The following is a 17,835-nucleotide window of genomic DNA, read 5'->3' as shown; positions in this document are numbered from 1 at the left end:
TGGAATATTTATCCGCTGTCTTTTGGGGCGCGGTGATGCGAAAAAGCCACGCTTGGCCGCGCTGCTCGATGCGCCGGTCGTCCGTGGGGGAGGACGGGAAGGCAGATGATGGACCAGCCGCGCGTTTCGACGCCCGACGACGGGGGAATGGAAGGGGGCGAGGCGGGCAACCCCGACAAGGTGCCGCGCACCGAGCGCGGTCGGCGAACCCTGCGCAAATTGCTCGATGCCGCGGCGGTCGAATTCGGCGAGCGCGGCTTCCACGAGGCGTCGATCAGCGGCATCACGCGCCGCGCCGGGACCGCGCTCGGCAGTTTCTACACCTATTTCGACTCGAAGGACGCGATCTTCCGGGCGCTCGTCGCCGACATGTCGGGCCGCGTGCGCGACCATGTCGCCCCCGCGATGGAGGCCGCGGCCGGCGCGATCGACGCCGAGGCGCGCGCGCTGGCGGCGTTCCTCGAGTTCGCGCGCGAGCATCAGGAAATCTACCGCATCGTCGACGAGGCCGAATTCGTCGATCCCGAGAGCTTCCGGACGCATTATGCGTCGACGGCGGAGCGCATCGCGGCGCGTTTGGGAGCCGGGAGCGACGCGGGCGAATTGCGGAGCGGCCTCGGCGAGGTCGAGGCCTGGGCGATCATGGGGATGAACGTCTTCCTGGGGCTGCGCTACGGCGTATGGGACACGCGCGAGGATGTTGCCGCCGTGGCGGCACGCGCCAATGCGCTGATCGCGGAGGGGATCAGGAAGCGCGGCTGATCAGGAAAATCGCATGCTCGGCGCGCCAGCTCGCGGCGGCGTCGCTCGCCGGTTTGTCGCCCGACAGGTGCCAGACGCGCTCGACCTTGATGCCCTTGGTCCGGACGAGGTCGCGGAAATCGCTGACCGTGACGTGGTGGATGTTCGGCGTCTCGTACCAGGCAACGGGCAGCAGCCGTGTCATCGGCATGCGCCCGGTCCACAGCAAGGACAGCCGCACGCGCCAATGCGCAAAATTGGGGAAGCTGACGAAGGCGCGCGGCGCGATGCGCAGCAGCTCGTCGACGACCAGGTCGGGGCGCTCGGTGGTCTGCAGCGTCTGCGACAGGATCGCATAGTCGAAAGCGTCGCCGGGATAGTCGGCGAGGTCGCGGTTGGCGTCGCCCTGCACCACCGACTGGCCGCGCGCGATCGCCGCGGTGACGTTCGCCGGATCGATCTCGAGTCCGCGCGCATCGACGCCCTTGGCGCGCAGCGCTTCCATCAGCTCGCCGTCGCCGCAGCCGACGTCGAGCACGCGCGCGGATGACGGCACGGCGTCGGCGATGATCGCGAGGTCGGGGCGCAGCGCCATCAGAAGCCGCTCCCCAATGCGCCCGCGACGAGCCGGTCGAGCGCGGGCACGTCCAGGAGAAAGGAGTCGTGGCCATAGGGCGCCGACAGCTCGACGAAGCTCGCCGCGGCGCCGACGCTCTGCAGCGCCTGGACGATGCGGCGCGATTCGGCGGTGGGATAGAGCCAGTCGGTGTCGAAGCTGACGAGCGTGAAGCGAACCTCCTTGGCGCCCGCAAAGGCGCCCGCGAGGCGGCCGTCGTGCGGGTCGGCGAGGTCGAAATAGTCCATCGCGCGGGTGATGTAGAGATAGGCGTTGGCGTCGAAGCGGTCGGTGAAGGCCAGCCCCTGGTGCCGCAAATAGGATTCGATCTGGAAATCGGCGTCGAAGCCGAAGCTCTTGATGTCGCGCGCCTGCAGCCGCCGGCCGAATTTCTCGGTCAGCCCGGCCTCGGAGAGATAGGTGATGTGCGCCGCCATGCGCGCGACCGCGAGGCCCTTGGTGGGCGCGCGCGCGCTGCCATAATATTGGCCGTCCTGCCAGTCGGGGTCGGCCATGATCGCCTGGCGCCCGACCTCGTGGAAGGCGATATTCTGCGCCGAATGGCGCGCCGCGCTGGCGATCACCAGCGCGCGTTCGAGCCGCTGCGGATAATTCGCCGCCCAGGCGAGCGTCTGCATGCCCCCCATCGAGCCGCCGACCACCGCGTGCAGCCGCGCGATGCCGAGATGATCGAGCAGCATCGCCTGCGCGCGCACCATGTCGCCGATGGTGATCACCGGGAACGCCATGCCGAGCGGCGCGCCGGTCACCGGGTCGGGGGTCGCGGGTCCGCTCGACCCCATGCAGCTGCCGAGCACATTGGCGCAGATGACGTGGAAGCGGTCGGTGTCGATCGGCTTGCCGGGGCCGACCATGCGCGCCCACCAGCCGGGCTTGCCCGTCGCGGGATGATCGCTCGCGACATATTGGTCGCCGGTCAGCGCGTGGCACAGCAGGACCGCGTTCGACCGGTCGGCGTTCAGCGCGCCATAGCTTTGCCAGGCGATCGTCACCGACGGCAGCGACTGACCGCTGTCGAGCGGCAGCGTCGCGGGAATCGTCACGCTCTGGTGCACTATCTGGTGGAGCGCGCTCGCCATAGGTGCGCGGGGCTAAGCGCGCGCGGGGGGGCTGTCAACGATAGGGCGGGGGTGTTTTAATTGGTTCGCGCGGAGACGCGGAGACGCGGAGGGTTTTGGGACGCCGGCATCGTGTATGAAATATTTTTCGCGCAGAGGCGCAGAGGACGCAGAGAAGGGGAAGGAAAATGGGCGGCGAAGCCGCCAATCTTCTTCTCCGCGTCTCCGCGTGAACAATTTCCTCTTCTCTCTGCGTCCTCTGCGCCTCTGCGCGAATCTCTTCTACGCCCTTGGTCGAACAAACTGGACTCGCCGGAGCGAGCCGCTAAACGCCGCCGCATGACCGACACCACCCCGACCCTCACCCCGAAGCCGTGGATCAGCGGCATCGCTCCCTATGTTCCCGGCAAGTCGGCGGGGGCCGACGGGCGGCCGCTGATCAAGCTGAGCGCCAACGAAAATCCGCTCGGCACTGGCGAAAAGGCGCGGGCGGCCTTCGCTGCGGCGCAGGGCGCGGCCGATGCGCTGTCGCGCTATCCCGATCCGGGGTCGAACGAGCTGCGCGCGACGATCGCCGCGAAGTTCGGGCTCGACCCGGCGCGGGTGATCTGCGGCAACGGGTCGGACGAGCTGCTCCACCTCGCGGCTGGCACCTATGCCGGCGCGGGCGACGAGATTTTGTACGTGCGCTACGGCTTCGCGGTCTACGAGATCGCCGCGCGCCGCGTGGGCGCGGTGCCGGTCGAGGCCGACGACAAGGATTATGCGACCGACGTCGATGCGCTGCTCGCGGCGGTGACGACAAGGACCCGCGTCGTCTATCTCGCCAATCCGAACAACCCCACGGGCACGCTCGCGACGCGCGAAGAGGTCGCGCGGCTCTACGCCGGGCTGCCCAAGGATGTGCTGTTCGTGATCGACCAGGCCTATTCGGAATATCTGTCCGAGGCCGAGGACGACGGCGGGCTCGAGCTCGCCAAGAATGAGCCCAACGTCTTCATCACGCGCACTTTTTCGAAGATCCACGGCCTCGCTGCCGAGCGGATCGGCTGGGGCTATGCGTCGGCCGAGGTGATTTCGGCGCTGCACCGCATCCGCCTGCCGTTCAACGTCACGCGCGCGGGGCAGGCGGCGGCGGTCGCGGCGCTCGGCGACGAGGAATTCGTGACGCACAGCCGCGCGCACAACGCCGAATGGCGCGCCTGGCTCGCCGGTGAGATCGAGAGCCTGGGCAACCATGGCCTGCGCGTCGTACCCTCGGCGTGCAACTTCCTGCTCGTGTTGTTCGAGGGCGCGGTGAGCGCCGAGACGGTCTACAACCGGCTGATGGACGCGGGCTATATCGTGCGCTGGCTGCCGGGGCAGGGCTTGCCCAATGCGCTGCGCATGACGATCGGTACCGAAGGCGAGACGCGCGGGCTCGCCGCCGCGATCCGCGCGGCGGTCGAAGGCTGATGGTCATAGCGAAGGTCGCGATCGTCGGGCTGGGCCTGATCGGCTCGTCGCTCGCGCGCGCGATTTCCGAGCGGCTGCCCGGCGTGACGGTGGCGGGGCATGACGCCAGCGCCGACGTGCGCGCCGAGGCGCGCGCGCTCGGGCTGTGCAATGCGATTATCGACGATGCGGCCGAAGCGATGGCCGACGCCGACCTCGTGATCCTGGCGGTGCCTGTCGGGCGGATGGCCGATGCCGCCGCGGCCATCGCGCCGGGGCTGAAGGCCGATGCGATCATTTCCGACGTGGGGTCCTCGAAGGCGAGCGTCGCCGAAGCGCTCGCAAAAGCTCTGCCGCACCATGCCGTCATTCCGGCGCACCCGGTCGCGGGGACCGAGAATAGCGGGCCGGCGGCGGGCTTTGCCAGCCTGTTCGAGGGGCGCTGGTGCATCGTCACCCCTGATGCGAAGGCGCCGGGCGAGGCGGTGCAGGCGCTGACGGGCTTCTGGGAGGCGCTAGGCGCCAGGGTCGACGTCATGGACGCCGCGCATCACGATATGGTGCTCGCGGTAACGAGCCATCTGCCGCACCTCATCGCCTACACCATCGTCGGCACCGCGAGCGAACTCGAAGAGGTCACCGAGAGCGAGGTGATCAAATATTCGGCGGGCGGCTTCCGCGACTTCACGCGCATTGCGGCGAGCGACCCGGTGATGTGGCGCGACGTCTTCCTCGCGAACAAGGATGCGGTGCTCGCAACCTTACAGCGCTTCAACGAGGATCTGACCGTGCTGCAACAGGCGATCCGCCGCGGCGACGGCGCCAAGCTCGAGGACTGGTTCACGCGCACGCGCGCGATCCGGCGGTCGATCATCGAACAGGGTCAGGACGATGCCGCGCCCGATTTCGGACGCAAGCATTGATTTCGAATGCCCTCCCCCTGGATGGGGGAGGCAGCGAGACTTACGAACTTGTTCGTTAGTCGCAGCGGTGGGGGTGCGCTCTCGTTTCGAAGCGACGGAGCAAGGACGCGCCATCACCCCCATCCAACTTCGCCCATCTAGGGGGAAGGGTTTTTATAGCCTTCCAGCAACGCCTCGGGCGGGTTCAGCGCGTTGATCGCGCGCCAGACGCGTTCCTCGGCTTCCTCGCGCGGCAGGCCGGCGGGGATCGTCTCGCCGATCCGGTAGGTGATCGTGCCCGGCCATTTGACCCAGCGGCGCGGCGGATAGGCGTGGCCGCTGTCCACCGCGACGGGGATCACGTCGATGCCGAGCAGGCGGTACATGCCTGCAAACCCGGGGCGCAGCGGCGGCGCCTTGCCGTGCGGGACGCGCGTTCCCTCGGCGAACAGCACCAGCGGCCGCCCGGCGGCGAGCGCAGCCTTGGCGGCGCCGAGCATCGCACGCATCGCCTTGCCGCCGCCGTCGCGATCGACCGGAATCAGACCGTAAAACTGCGCCGCCTTGCCCCAGACGGGGATCGAGAATAATTCCTCCTTGGCGAAGACCGCGGGATGCTTGAACAATCCCGGCTGTTCGATCGTCTCGAACGCCCCCTCATGCTTGAAGACATAGAGCACCGGGATGTCGGGGATTTCGCCCTCGAAGACGATCCGGTGCCCGAGCACGAAGCGGCAGATCAGCCGGTGGAATTGCGCCCAGATGCGCACGAACCAGATCGTCGCCCGATGCGAGATCGGCAGCGCGATGACCGCGCCGATCGAGCTGAAGCTGCTCATCAGGAAAAAGAGCAGCCAGAAGAGGATCGAGCGGAGGAGGGCGATGGTGTAGCGCATCAAAGCCCGAGCAGACCGCCCGCCAGCCCCGCCAGATATTTGTGATATTCGCGAAACAGCGTCGCGAAGCTCGGTTCGCTGTGCACCGCGTCGGGGACGATCGTCACCTTGTCGCCGACCGCGCGCGCGAGCTCATATTCGGCGCGGCGCATATGCCAGTCGGTGGTGATCAGCCGCACGCTCTTATAGTTGCGCCGCGCAACCCAGGTCGCGACCTCGGTCGCGTTCGAGCGCGTATCCTCGGCCTCGAAACCCAGCGCGATGCAGCAGTCGAACAGCTCCTCGGGGCGCTTGTACTCGGCGGCGAGCTCGCGCGGCTTCACCTCGCGCGCGACCCCGCTGATCAGCAGGCGCTTGGCGTCGCCGGCCTCGAGCCGCTCGAGCGCGCGGTCGATGCGGCCGGGGCCGCCGGTGAGCACGACGATCGCGTCGGTCTTCTGCGCGCCGGCCGGCAAGGGCGGCAGCAGCGCAAACCAGGCGAAGCCGAGTACCCAGGCCAGGAAGAGGAGGGAGAGGATACGCTTGATCATAAAATCTTCTTGAGCGCGGACAGCAAGGTCAGCCGCGCGGTCAGGGCTGCGAGCGCGATAGCCAATAGCGGCAGCGCCAGCAAGAGCACCCAGCCCATCGGCCCGAGCGAGGCGGTGGCTGCGAGCCCCGAGGTGACCCCCGACCATTGCCAGCCGATGAGCAGGATGATCGCGGCGGCGACGACGGTGCCGAGCGCGATGCCATAGGCGGTGTCGATCGCGATGCGGCGCTGGAACAGCCGGGTGATCTGGCGATCGGTCGCGCCGATCAGATGGAGCATCTCGATCGTCGCATAATGGGTGCCGAGCGCGGCGCGCGCGGTCATGATCACCACCGCGCCGCTCGCGAGCGTCATCAAGAGGACGAGCCCCGCGGCGACCCAGGCGAGGCTGCGGATCAGCCGCGCGACCGGGCCCAGCCATTCGGCGTGCGGGATGACGCGCGCGCCGGGCGCGACTTCTGCAACCAGCGTGCGGAGTTGCGACAACTGGCCCGCGCGGTTGCCGCCGACGAAATCGACATCGACCAGAGCCGGAAGGGGCAGCGAGCGCAGCACCGGGTCGTCGCCCCCCGCGCTGCCCAGCCACTGACCGAGCGTCGCGAGCAATTCGTCCTGCCCGACCTGGCGCGCGGCGCGGACATAGGGCTGCGCCTGGGCCTGGCGGCGGAGCGCGGCGGCCTGTTCGGCGCGCGTCACGGGATTGGCGGTGACGATCTGCACCGTCACGCGGCCGGCGATCGCATCGCCGATATTGTTCGCGGCGCGCGCGAGCCCGACGCCAGCACCCGCGGCGAGCAGGGTGAGCATCATCAATATCGCGATGACCCATGGCGTCGGCCCCGACAGGCGGCGGTCGGGCAGCAGGCGGCGGTGCTGGACGGGAACGCGCGGGATGATCATGACGCCCAAGCCCCGCCTAGATCTTGTTTGCCGGCGGATAGCGCAGCGCGCCGGTGGGATCGGCGAGGCGGCCCTTTTCGAGCCGCATCATCTGCGCATTGTCGATGCGGCTGATCAGATGGATGTCGTGCGTCGCGACGACCACCGTGGTGCCGAGGCGGTTGAGCGCCTCGAACAGGCCGAGGAGGCGCATCGCCATTTCGGGATCGACGTTGCCCGTCGGTTCGTCGGCGACGAGCAGTTGCGGGCGCGCGATGACGGCGCGCGCGATCGCGACGCGCTGCTGCTCGCCGCCCGACAGCGTCGGGGGAAAGGCGTGGGCGCGCTCGTCGAGCCCGATCCAGCTCAGCATCTCGCCGACCGGGCCCGACAGATCCGCTTCGCTGACCCCCGCGATGCGCAGCGGCAGCGCGATATTGTCGCGCGCGCTGAGGTGCGGAATGAGGCGGAAGTCCTGGAACACCACACCGATGCGGCGGCGAAAGCCGGGCAGGCGGTGGCGCGGCATATGGACGAGGTCCTCGCCGAACAGTCGGACCAGCCCGCGGCTCGGGCGCTGCGCGAGGTAGAGCATCTTGAGCAGCGAGGTCTTGCCCGCGCCCGAGGGGCCGGTGAGGAAATAGAAGCTGCCCGGCTGGAGGTTGAAGCTGATGTCGGCGAGCACCTCGGCATCGGGGCCGTAACGCAGCCCGACGCGGTCGAATTCGACCATCGCGCCGCCGCCGCGGCCCGGGCCCGCGTCGGTCATGGCGTCACGCCGCGGCGAAGCCCGCGTTCCGCGCTCGGCAAGGATAGGACGACGCCCATGGCCCGCCTGTTGCATGGCTTTCCCACAAGGACAAGCGCCGAGTAGGGGCGCTCAGGCGACGCGGCGCTTGCATGCCGCGAATCGCCGTGTTTAGAGGGAATCCATGATCCTCGCCTGTCCTGCCTGCCACACGCGTTACGTCGTTCCCGATACGGCGATCGGCGCCAACGGCCGCACCGTGCGCTGCGCCAATTGCCGCCACAGCTGGTTCCAGGAGCCCGCGAGCGGCGCGGCGGCGGCCGTCGCCGCTCCGGCTCCGCAGCCCGCGTCCGCGCCGGTCGAGCAGCAGCCCGCGGGCGCCGCGCCCGAAGTCCCGGTGTCCGCGCCGCGCGTCGAAGCGCCGGCTCCGGCCCCGCGCGAGCCCACCGAAGCGCCGCCCGCCGCGGCTTTTGCCACGCCGCCGGTCGAAAAGAAGGTCACCGTCACCGACAGCGAGGCGCCGCTGCCCTTCCGCCGCCCGCGCCGCAACCCGGCAAAGCGCTGGACGCTGATCGCAGGCGGTGCCGCGGCGCTGATGATCGCCGCGACCGCGGGGCTCTACTGGTTCGGGCTGCCGGGCTGGGCGCAGGGGCTGGGCATTCCGGGGATGAGCGACGAGCCCGACCTCGTCATCGAGCTGCCGCCGAACCAGGATCACCGCGAACTCGCCGACGGCACCATCTATTTTGCGGCGTCGGGGGTGATCATCAACCCGACCGATCGCGAACAACGCGTGCCGCCGATCCTTGCCGAACTGCGCGATGCGCAGGGGACGATCGTCTACAGCTGGACGATCAAGCCGCCGGTGCGCATGCTGCCGCCGAACGAGAAGGTCAATTTCAGCGAGGCCAAGCTCGACATCCCGCGCCGCGCGACGCAGCTGACGGTGAGCTGGGCGTTGCCGAAGGGCTGATTTCCAGACACTTAGCCTGACGCCACGGCGTCACAGCAACAGCGCGGCCCCCAGCGACAGCAGGAAACTCGTCAGCGTCGCGACGATGATCGGCGCGAAGCTGCGCCAGCCCTGGTCGAGCAGCAGGTGGAGCCGCGCCTTCATCGCGGTCGCGACGATCGCGAGCAGCAGCAGCGCCTGCGCGGCGGTCGCGGCGCCGTCGGTGACGGGCTTGGGGATCGCGACGAGCGAGTTGAGCGCGGCGATGGCGAGGAAGCCGAGGATGAACCAGGGCAGGCGCAAGGGAATGTGCTTGCCCGCCCCGATTCCATCTTCGCCGCCGCCGCTCCGCGCGAGCCACAGCCCGACGAGCATCAGCATGGGCGCGAGCAATGCGACGCGCGTCAGCTTGACGATCGTCGCGACCTCGCCCGCGGGGGGCGAGAAGGAAAAGCCGCCGCCGATCGCCTGCGCGACGTCGTGGATCGAGGCGCCGATCAGGAAGCCCGCCTGTGCGTCGCTGAGGCCGAGCTGCGCCGCGAGCACGGGGTAGAGCGTCATCGCCAGCGCGCTCGCCACGGTGATCCCGACGAGCGTCAGCGTGAAGCGCGCCTGATCGACGCGCTTGTCGCCGATCAGCGAATAGAGCGCGAGCGCCGCCGACGCGCCGCAGATCGCGGTCGCGCCGCCCGCGAGCAAGGCGGCGTGGCGGTCCTGCCGGAACAGGCGCGCGGTCGCGACGGTCACCGCGATTACCGCGACCATGATCAGCACGAGCAAGGCGAAGGGCAGGGGGCCGAGGTCGACGAGCTGGTCGGCGGTGATCCGCGCGCCGACGAGGACGATGCCGAAGCGGAGCGCGGTCTGCGACATCAGGTCGAGCCCCGCGTGAGTGCGCTTGTCCTGCGACAGGAAGGAGAGGGCGAGGCCGATCAGCAGCCCCATCAGCACGATCGGCGCGGCATAATGGTCGGCGAGCCACGCGGCGGCAAGCGCCGCGATGGCGGTGACGAGGATGCCCGGCGCAAAGTCGCGCCAGCTGTGCCGCGCGGGCGGATGCGCCTCGAGCTGCATCTCGCCATAGAGGTCGGCGGCCATCGGCCAGTCGTAGTCGGATGCCTTCACCTCTGCCCCCTGCGCGCCTCGCTTTGCACATCCGCGGCTTAGCGTCGATAGGCCATTGCTGGCAGCGCCCTTGCTTGCTAGAGGCCGCGCTCTACCGGCACCCGTAGCTCAGCTGGATAGAGCGCTGCCCTCCGAAGGCTGATGTCAAGGGCGGCTGGTCTTTAAGTGATGACGAAAAGGAGTTCGTTTACAAAGGTTTGCGAGAAACGCGAGTAGAGCTTCCAACTCACAGGTTTTCCGCGTAAGCACGGCGTAAGCAATAGGCACCCATAGCTCAGCTGGATAGAGCGCTACCCTCCGAAGGTAGAGGTCTCAGGTTCGAATCCTGATGGGTGCGCCATCCCTGCCTTGATTGACTTCTGGGTCGAGCGACTGCTCCCCATTCGAAGCTACTCAGACTTACGTCACAGTTTGGTCTGTGACGGCGGGGCGGAGTAGACCCACTCCAGTTTCCACAACTTTGAGCCGGGCTTGGAGCACGGACATCACCTGCGATGAGCTCCGATACTCGGCCTTCCCTGTATGGCCCAGTGCCAGCCCCGGCCGGCAGAGGCCTGCGCCTCATCGCGGCGGTGTATGTTCTGTGAACCGTTTGCTTTCAAAGCCTGGCCGCCGACCCCACCGAGATGTCCCCCGATTTTCGGCTTATTAAGACACGCCAGTCCCGAAATTGATGGTGCCATGTGTATCCGCCGGGTACACATAGGGCCATGAAGGACTCAGGGCTTCGCATCCGCATTGAGCGGGATTTAAGGGAGAAATTCCTAGCAGCATGCCGGGAGCAGGACCGGCCTGCTGCACAAGTCATTCGCGAATTTATGAAGAATTACATCAGTTTGCACACCAGTAATGCGGGCGCTTCAAGAGTCGGGGCGGAGAAGAAATGAACGCGGTTGAAATTGAGCAAGCCGTTAGCGATTTGGCCGAGCGCCCATTCGACCCAGTGGAATTCCCCTTCGCGTTTCTAGAGGCCTTCGGCAACAAGGAAACCACTATCAAGCGCCTGCGAAGCGGCGTGTCGAACAAGTCGGACATGGGCGGAGTCCTCCAAACTAACAACATCCATATCGTTAGCTGCGCCGTGGGAGAGGTCACGAAAACCCTTCTCGCGCTAAGGGCCAGTCCAGCCACCTCGCGGGCCAAGGCGAAGTTCGTGCTCGCGACGGATGGCGATATGTTCGAGGCGGAAGATATCGAGAGCGGCGAGACCGTCGCGTCCGCATATGGGGATTTTCCTGATCATTTCGGCTTCTTCCTGCCGCTTGCAGGGATTTCGACCGTTCAGCAAATCCGCGATAACTCGTTCGACATCAGAGCGACTAGTCGCCTCAATCGCCTCTATGTCGAGCTTTTGAAGGACAATCCTGATTGGGGCACGGCAGAGCGGCGGCCCGACATGAATCATTTCATGGCGCGCTTGATCTTCTGCTTTTTCGCCGAAGACACAGACATCTTCAGCAAGACAAGGCTATTTACCGACACAATCGATAAGATGAGCGCGAAAGACTCGTCAAACACCCATAGTGTCATAGGCACGCTCTTCCGCGCAATGAACACCAAAGGCGAAGATCGAAGTTCGGCGTCTCTTCCTCGATGGGCCGAGCCGTTTCCCTACGTGAACGGCGGGCTGTTCTCGGGAAACACGGACGTACCGAGCTTCAGCCGGATCGCGCGATCATATTTAATCCATATAGGGAAGCTCGACTGGAGGCAGATCAATCCCGATATTTTTGGGTCGATGATCCAAGCCGTCGCAGACGACGAAGAGCGCAGTGCGCTCGGGATGCACTACACCAGCGTGCCGAACATTCTGAAGGTACTGAATCCGCTATTCCTCGATGATTTGCGGCAGCGGCTCGAAGAAGCTGGCGACAACGCTCGCACGCTATTTAATCTGCGCAAACGCTTATCGAAAATCAGAGTGTTCGATCCAGCCTGCGGCAGCGGAAATTTCCTTGTCATTGCCTACAAGGAAATGCGCGATATCGAAGCCACTATCAACACGCGGCGTGGCGAAGCCGATCGACCTTCTGATATCCCGGTGACGAACTTCCGCGGTATCGAGTTGCGTGACTTCCCTGCAGAGATTGCGAGACTTGCGCTCATAATTGCAGAGTACCAGTGCGACGTGCTCTATCGAGGCCAAAAGCTGGCTCTTGCGGACCTTCTGCCGCTTGATGCCCAGAACTGGATTTTTAGAGGCAACGCCCTGCGCCTAGATTGGCTAAGCATTTGCCCTCCAACCGGAACAGGGGTGAAACTGGTAGGTGAAGATCTATTCAGCATCCCGCTCGACCAGGCTCAAATCGACTTCGAGAATGAGGGTGGCGAAACGTACATTTGTGGTAACCCGCCTTACCTCGGAAGTAAGTGGCAGAACGAGGATCAGAAGGACGATTTAAGGGCGATTTTTGACAGTCGCACGCCCGCATGGAAGTCCCTAGACTATGTCGCAGGCTGGTTCATGAAGGCTGCGGATTACGGCTTGAGATCGAACGCCGCTGCGGCGTTCGTTTCAACCAATTCGGTCTGTCAGGGACAACAGGTTCCGATCCTGTGGCCCCTGATTTTCGGCACCGGCCACCAGATCTCGTTTGCCCATACCTCATTCAAATGGGCCAATCTTGCGAGCCACAACGCGGGCGTGATTGTGGCAATCGTCGCCATTTCGCGGGAGGCACCGGCTTCCAAACGCCTGTTCTCGATCGCCGATGACGGTTCGGTGACCGAGCGGCAGGTGAGCAACATCAACGCCTACCTTGCGGCCGGCGCCAACACTTCCGTCGATGCGGCACGAAGCCCGATCGGAGGTCTATCTCCAATGCTCTTTGGAAACATGCCGCGTGATGGCGGCCATTTCATCTTGTCGCCAGATGAGCGTAGGCAGGTTCTCCACCAGTATCCCGAGTTGGGTCGGTTCGTCCGGCCCTATCTGGGCTCCGAGCAGATGATTCAGGGAAAGCCCCGCTGGTGCGTTTGGATCGAGGCCAAGGACTCCGAGTTTGCGGAGGCCCACCCATATTTACGAGCCCTGTTAGCCCGCGTGCGGGATTTCCGCGCCAGCAGCGCAGCCGCATCGACTCGGGATTTCGCTTCCAAGCCCTATCGGTTCGTCCAGATCGCGGGCACTGCCAAGCGCTACACACTGGCCGTGGCGAAAGTGTCGTCGGAAAGACGCCCCTACCTGCCCGTGCATCTTTTCGATCGGGAGACGATCGTAAGCGATCTGTTGTTCGCCCTCTACGATGCACCGTTGTGGAATATGTCGATCGTGGCGTCGCGGCTTCATCTGGTCTGGGTCGCCACCGTCTGCGGAAAGCTAAAAACGGACTTCCGATACTCGAATACGATTGGCTGGAACACCTTTCCGGTTCCAATCCTCACCGACAAGAACAAGGCTGATCTGACACGATGCGCGGAAGATATTCTCCTCGCCCGTGAGGCCCATTTTCCTGCAACGATTGCAGATCTCTATGAGCCCGAGCACATGCCGTCTGACCTGCGGCAGGCGCACGAGCACAACGACGAGGTTCTGGAGCGCATCTATATCGGGCGGAGATTTCGCAATGATACCGAGCGGCTGGAGAAACTGTTCGATCTTTACACGAAGATGACCACTTCGCAGGGCGAAACCAGAAGACGCAGGGCGGGGGCAAACGCATGACCGACGAAAAGAGATCCGTCCCCTCTGTTTCGGTTTCATATGTGCGCAACGGCGCTTCGACCAAAGCCAATGCGCTCGGCATGCGGCCCATGCAGGAGCGCGCCTTCGAAAAGCGCGGTGAGCAGTACCTTCTCATCAAGTCGCCTCCAGCCTCCGGGAAAAGCCGTGCGCTGATGTTCATCGCGCTCGACAAGCTGGCGCATCAAGACGTGAAGCAGGCTATCATCGTCGTGCCGGAAAAATCGATCGGCTCCAGCTTCAATGACGAGCCGCTCACCCGGTACGGCTTTGAGGCCGACTGGCATGTCGAGCCGAGGTGGAATCTCTGCAATGCGCCTGGCGGGGACAACGGCGGTAAGGTCAAGTCCGTCGTCGCCTTTCTTGATAGCGAGGACAAGGTGCTGGTTTGCACCCACGCCACGTTCCGCTTCGCCGTGGACGAATACGGCGTGGAGCGATTCGATGGCCGCCTGATCGCGGTGGACGAGTTCCACCACGTCTCGGCCAATCCCGACAACAAGCTCGGTCAGCATCTCGGCCAGTTTATGGCCCGTGACCGCGTGCATATCGTGGCGATGACGGGCTCGTATTTCCGTGGCGACGCGGAGGCCGTGCTCGCGCCGCACGACGAAGCGAAGTTCGAGAGCGTCACCTACACCTATTACGAGCAGCTCAACGGCTACGAGTATCTCAAGCAACTCGACATCGGATACTTCTTTTATTCCGGCTCCTATGCCGACGACATTCTTGGGGTGCTTGATCCCGCCGAGAAGACGATCATCCACATTCCGAACGTCAACTCGCGCGAGAGCACGAAGGACAAGATCAAGGAGGTCGAGCACATCATCGGCGAGCTGGGCGAGTGGCAAGGGGCTGATCCGCTCACAGGCTTTCAACTCGTCAAAACGCTCGAGGGGCGAATTCTGCGCATCGCCGATCTCGTCGATGACGATCCGGTCAAGCGGGATCGTGTCTCGCTGGCGCTCAAGGATCCCAGGCAGAAGAACAACCGAGATTTTGTGGACATCATCATCGCGCTCGGGATGGCGAAGGAGGGTTTTGACTGGATTTGGTGTGAGCATGCCCTCACAGTCGGATACCGCTCCAGCCTGACCGAGATCGTCCAGATCATTGGACGCGCCACGAGAGATGCGCCGAACAAGACCCGTGCTCGCTTCACCAATCTGATCGCGGAACCCGATGCGTCGGAGGCGGCTGTTACCGAAGCGGTGAACGACACACTTAAGGCCATCGCCGCAAGCCTCCTCATGGAGCAGGTTCTTGCGCCGCGCTTCGAATTCAAGCCAAAGAATCCGGCGAGCGGCCCTTCGCCTGGCTTCGACTATGGCGAAGGCGGATACGACCCCACCAAATGCAATGTCGGCTTCAACGAGCAGACCGGCCAGTTCCAGATCGAAATCAACGGGCTTGTGGAGCCTAAATCCAGCGAAGCTGCGCGCATCTGTCAGGAGGACCTCAACGAGGTGATCGCGGCCTTCGTGCAAGACAAGACCGCGATCGAGAGAGGTCTGTTCGACGAGGAGCTCGTGCCAGAGGAGCTTACGCAAGTGCGTCTCGGGAAGATCATCAAGGATAAGTATCCCGAGCTGAGCGACGAGGACCAGGAGGCGGTGCGCCAGCACGCTATCGCCGCGCTCACCCTGACGCAGCAGGCGAAGAAGGAAGCAGATGGCGAGCCGAGCGCTAACACTGCCCTGATCGATGGCGTGCGTAAATTCGCGCTTAGCGTCACCGAACTCGACATTGATCTTATCGACCGGATCAACCCATTCGGCGAAGCATACGCCATCCTTGCAAAAACGATGAGCGAGGAAAGCCTCAAACAGGTAGCTGCCGCCATCGCAGCCAAACGCACGACCCTCACGCCCGATGAGGCCAAGGAACTGGCCGTGCGCGCCGTGAAGTTCAAGAACGAGCGCGGACGGCTTCCTTCCATCAGTGCGACCGATGCGTGGGAAAAGCGCATGGCAGAGGGCGCGGCCGCGTTTGTCCGCTTCAAGGATGAGGGCCGCTATGAGTGATCTCAACCTCGATGAACTGCGCGAGGAGCTGGCCGAGTTTGCCCAGCCGGAAAAGAACGCCGGACGCTCCCAGCGTGAGGAGCGCATCATTGCGGGTTTTGAGGAAATCCAGCGCTTCACCGAGGAGCATGGCCGCGCCCCGAAGCACGGCGAAGAAGGGGATGTTTTCGAGCGGCTCTATGCCGTCCGGCTTGACCGTCTTCGTGGTCTAGAGGAGTGCCACTCCCTTCTAGCGCCGCTCGACCATCAAGGATTGCTGACTGGTGCGGAGAGCGCTTCCGCCTCGTCGGTGGAGGAAATGGACGAGGATGAGCTACTCGCCGAGCTAGAAGGCGCGGCAGGATCGGCCGACATCACCGAACTTCGTCATGTGCGAACGACCGCCGAAAAGCGTGCAGCGGAGGAAATCGCCAACCGTGAGCGGTGTGAGGATTTTGAGCGGTTTGAACCTTTGTTCGAAGCCGTTCAGGCCGAGATCGATTCCGGTCTGCGCGAAACGCGTCCGTTCGAAATGAAAGCGGAGATCGGCCCCGGCGCATGGTTCATCGTCAGCGGGCAAAAGGCTTATGTTGCCGATATGGAGGAGGTCTTCGTCAACGCGCAGGGCAAGACCGATGCTCGGCTCCGTGTGGTTTTCGACAACGGCACCGAGAGCAATATGCTCATGCGCTCGCTCCAGCGGGCGCTGCATAAAGACGAGGTCGGAAGGCGTATAACCGACCCCGTTGCAGGGCCGCTGTTTTCCGGTGAGCACGCCGGCGATGATCTGGCTTCCGGCACGATCTACGTGCTTCGGAGCAAGTCCGATTATCCAACCGTTGCCGCTAATCGCGATCTGGTCCACAAGATCGGCGTAACGAACATGAGTGTCGAACAGCGTATCGCAGGCGCGCGCTTGCAGCCGACATTCATGATGGCCGACGTAGAAATCGTCGCGACCTACGATCTCTTCAACATCAATCGTGCCAAGCTGGAGCGTCTCATCCACCGCGTTTTCGATCCCGCGCGGCTGGACATCACCATTACCGATCGCTTCGGTAATCCTGTGGTGCCGCAGGAATGGTTTCTTGTGCCGCTGTTCGTCATCGACGAAGCGGTCGATCGCATCAAAGACGGCTCGATCACTGGGTTCGTTTACGACCCAAGCAAAGCCGCCCTCGTTCGATCGGGGAACAAGGCATGAGGCTGCGCACGTTCCTTCACAGCGATCAGAATTCACCTACGACCCTCTCGGAGATACAACGGGCTCACGATTGGATCGGCTCGGAAGAATATTTGGGCGTATACGCCTACGCCACTCAGTCCGGCGCTTCCGCCTTCAGCATTGCGATGTCGCCTGCCTTTTGGGCCGGAACGCAATCGCGATGGTTGTTCGGGCTGGATTACGGACGGACCCAGCCTTACGCCCTACGGATAATCAGCGACAAACCCAATGCGGAGGTCCGCATCTACGATGGGGCGTGGATTGTCGAGCAAAACGGATTTCTGCCCCGCCGAGACTTCCATGCGAAGTCATCGATATTGGCAAACCGTACCAACGGCCGAGCGGGGATGATCGTAGGGTCCGGCAACTTTTCCTCAAACGGCCTGCGGAAGAGTATCGAGGCGGGAGCCTCGATCTGCACCGATGTTCAAGTGGAATACGAACGCAGGATCCGCAATATCGAGGCGATGGCCGATGACCTTTGGGCACAAGCCACACCGCTGGACGATATCCTGGAGATATATGAGGAACGCTGGAAGGCAGATTTCGCTGCGGTAACGGCTGAAGATGAGGACGAAGCCGGCCAACCAGCCCCAAACATGTTCTGGATTGAGGCTGGCTACGTCACACAGAATCGTGGACCGCATCGTCCTGGGAACCAGATCGATTTGCCGAGAGGGATGAGCGGTTTCTTTGGCTTTAATCCCCCTGCGAATCTTGCGCGCAACTCGGTAATCGGGACCATTACATTTGAACCGCCGAGCGGCGGCCTCGTTTCGCGAGACTTAAGACTTGGCAATAATCTGATGGAGAAGATAACGCTGCCGATCCCTGAAACGCATGGTTTTGACCTCTATGACGGCAAGGTTCTTGTGTTTCGCCGCAGCGGCAACCGGTTCAAGATGTGGGCATTGGAAGCGGACGATTTCCTCACGGCCTTTGGCAACAGGCTGCACGACGTCAAGGCAATGGCGAGTGGGAGACGTTTTGGACCGATAGCCGACTAGACAATCACTAGTTG

Annotated in this window: 15 protein-coding genes and 1 tRNA gene; 9 read left to right on the top strand and 7 right to left on the bottom strand. The window is 64.0% G+C overall.

Features of this window, described 5'->3' with window-relative positions; all coding sequences use genetic code 11:
• The first annotated feature begins 108 nt into the window (after positions 1-108).
• On the top strand, positions 109-762 hold the full coding sequence (locus tag ATE62_RS01780; RefSeq protein ID WP_082662550.1) for a TetR/AcrR family transcriptional regulator: 654 nt from the start codon (positions 109-111) through the stop codon (positions 760-762).
• On the opposite strand, the gene metW is transcribed toward ATE62_RS01780, so the two are convergent.
• Together metW and metX are read right to left on the bottom strand one after the other, a co-directional pair.
• Positions 746-1,336 (bottom strand): methionine biosynthesis protein MetW, encoded by a 591-nt coding sequence (gene metW / locus ATE62_RS01775; RefSeq protein ID WP_058806726.1) that lies wholly within the window; start codon positions 1,334-1,336, stop codon positions 746-748. The genes ATE62_RS01780 and metW overlap by 17 nt on opposite strands.
• On the bottom strand, positions 1,336-2,457 hold the full coding sequence (gene metX, locus ATE62_RS01770; RefSeq protein ID WP_058806727.1) for a homoserine O-acetyltransferase MetX: 1,122 nt from the start codon (positions 2,455-2,457) through the stop codon (positions 1,336-1,338). The genes metW and metX overlap by 1 nt, the downstream gene beginning before the upstream one ends.
• A 318-nt stretch (positions 2,458-2,775) precedes the next feature.
• Here metX and hisC point away from each other — a divergent pair, with 318 nt between their 5' ends.
• Positions 2,776-3,891 carry a histidinol-phosphate transaminase gene (gene hisC, locus ATE62_RS01765; protein WP_058806728.1) on the top strand — a complete coding sequence of 372 codons (1,116 nt, stop codon included), beginning with the start codon at positions 2,776-2,778 and terminating at the stop codon, positions 3,889-3,891.
• Positions 3,891-4,793 (top strand): prephenate/arogenate dehydrogenase family protein, encoded by a 903-nt coding sequence (locus ATE62_RS01760; protein ID WP_443028848.1) that lies wholly within the window; start codon positions 3,891-3,893, stop codon positions 4,791-4,793. The genes hisC and ATE62_RS01760 overlap by 1 nt, the downstream gene beginning before the upstream one ends.
• Positions 4,794-4,930: 137 nt before the next feature.
• Here ATE62_RS01760 and ATE62_RS01755 read toward each other — a convergent pair whose 3' ends face one another.
• From ATE62_RS01755 to ftsE, 4 genes are read right to left on the bottom strand one after another with little or no spacing between them, the layout of a single operon-like run.
• Positions 4,931-5,668 carry a lysophospholipid acyltransferase family protein gene (locus tag ATE62_RS01755; RefSeq protein WP_058806729.1) on the bottom strand — a complete coding sequence of 246 codons (738 nt, stop codon included), beginning with the start codon at positions 5,666-5,668 and terminating at the stop codon, positions 4,931-4,933.
• Positions 5,668-6,198 carry a YdcF family protein gene (locus tag ATE62_RS01750; protein WP_058806730.1) on the bottom strand — a complete coding sequence of 177 codons (531 nt, stop codon included), beginning with the start codon at positions 6,196-6,198 and terminating at the stop codon, positions 5,668-5,670. The genes ATE62_RS01755 and ATE62_RS01750 overlap by 1 nt, the downstream gene beginning before the upstream one ends.
• Entirely contained in the window at positions 6,195-7,100 is a 906-nt protein-coding gene (locus ATE62_RS01745) for a cell division protein FtsX (RefSeq protein ID WP_058806741.1), read from the bottom strand. The genes ATE62_RS01750 and ATE62_RS01745 overlap by 4 nt, the downstream gene beginning before the upstream one ends.
• A gap of 16 nt (positions 7,101-7,116) precedes the next feature.
• Entirely contained in the window at positions 7,117-7,848 is a 732-nt protein-coding gene (gene ftsE / locus ATE62_RS01740) for a cell division ATP-binding protein FtsE (RefSeq protein WP_058806731.1), read from the bottom strand.
• Positions 7,849-8,011: 163 nt separating this feature from the next.
• Here ftsE and ATE62_RS01735 point away from each other — a divergent pair, with 163 nt between their 5' ends.
• Positions 8,012-8,800 carry a zinc-ribbon domain-containing protein gene (locus tag ATE62_RS01735; protein WP_058806732.1) on the top strand — a complete coding sequence of 263 codons (789 nt, stop codon included), beginning with the start codon at positions 8,012-8,014 and terminating at the stop codon, positions 8,798-8,800.
• 30 nt (positions 8,801-8,830) lie between these two features.
• On the opposite strand, the gene ATE62_RS01730 is transcribed toward ATE62_RS01735, so the two are convergent.
• On the bottom strand, positions 8,831-9,877 hold the full coding sequence (locus ATE62_RS01730) for a YeiH family protein (RefSeq protein ID WP_058806733.1): 1,047 nt from the start codon (positions 9,875-9,877) through the stop codon (positions 8,831-8,833).
• Between the two features lie 290 nt (positions 9,878-10,167).
• Here ATE62_RS01730 and ATE62_RS01725 point away from each other — a divergent pair.
• From ATE62_RS01725 to ATE62_RS01705, 5 genes are all read left to right on the top strand, one after another.
• Positions 10,168-10,244 (top strand) — tRNA-Arg (locus ATE62_RS01725).
• Positions 10,245-10,787: 543 nt separating this feature from the next.
• Positions 10,788-13,568: a class I SAM-dependent DNA methyltransferase gene (locus ATE62_RS01720; RefSeq protein ID WP_058454288.1), complete on the top strand. Its 2,781-nt coding sequence runs from the start codon at positions 10,788-10,790 to the stop codon at positions 13,566-13,568.
• Entirely contained in the window at positions 13,565-15,610 is a 2,046-nt protein-coding gene (locus tag ATE62_RS01715; protein ID WP_058454287.1) for a DEAD/DEAH box helicase, read from the top strand. The genes ATE62_RS01720 and ATE62_RS01715 overlap by 4 nt, the downstream gene beginning before the upstream one ends.
• On the top strand, positions 15,603-16,793 hold the full coding sequence (locus tag ATE62_RS01710) for a GIY-YIG nuclease family protein (RefSeq protein WP_058454286.1): 1,191 nt from the start codon (positions 15,603-15,605) through the stop codon (positions 16,791-16,793). The genes ATE62_RS01715 and ATE62_RS01710 overlap by 8 nt, the downstream gene beginning before the upstream one ends.
• Complete coding sequence (locus ATE62_RS01705; protein WP_058454285.1) at positions 16,790-17,821, top strand: hypothetical protein; 1,032 nt, start codon at positions 16,790-16,792, stop codon at positions 17,819-17,821. The genes ATE62_RS01710 and ATE62_RS01705 overlap by 4 nt, the downstream gene beginning before the upstream one ends.
• The last annotated feature ends 14 nt before the right edge of the window (positions 17,822-17,835 follow it).

It is taken from the genome of Sphingopyxis sp. HIX, assembly GCF_001468285.1.
GTDB lineage: Bacteria > Pseudomonadota > Alphaproteobacteria > Sphingomonadales > Sphingomonadaceae > Sphingopyxis.
Note: the sequence above shows the minus strand (reverse complement) of the source record. Positions and strands in the feature narration are given on the sequence as shown.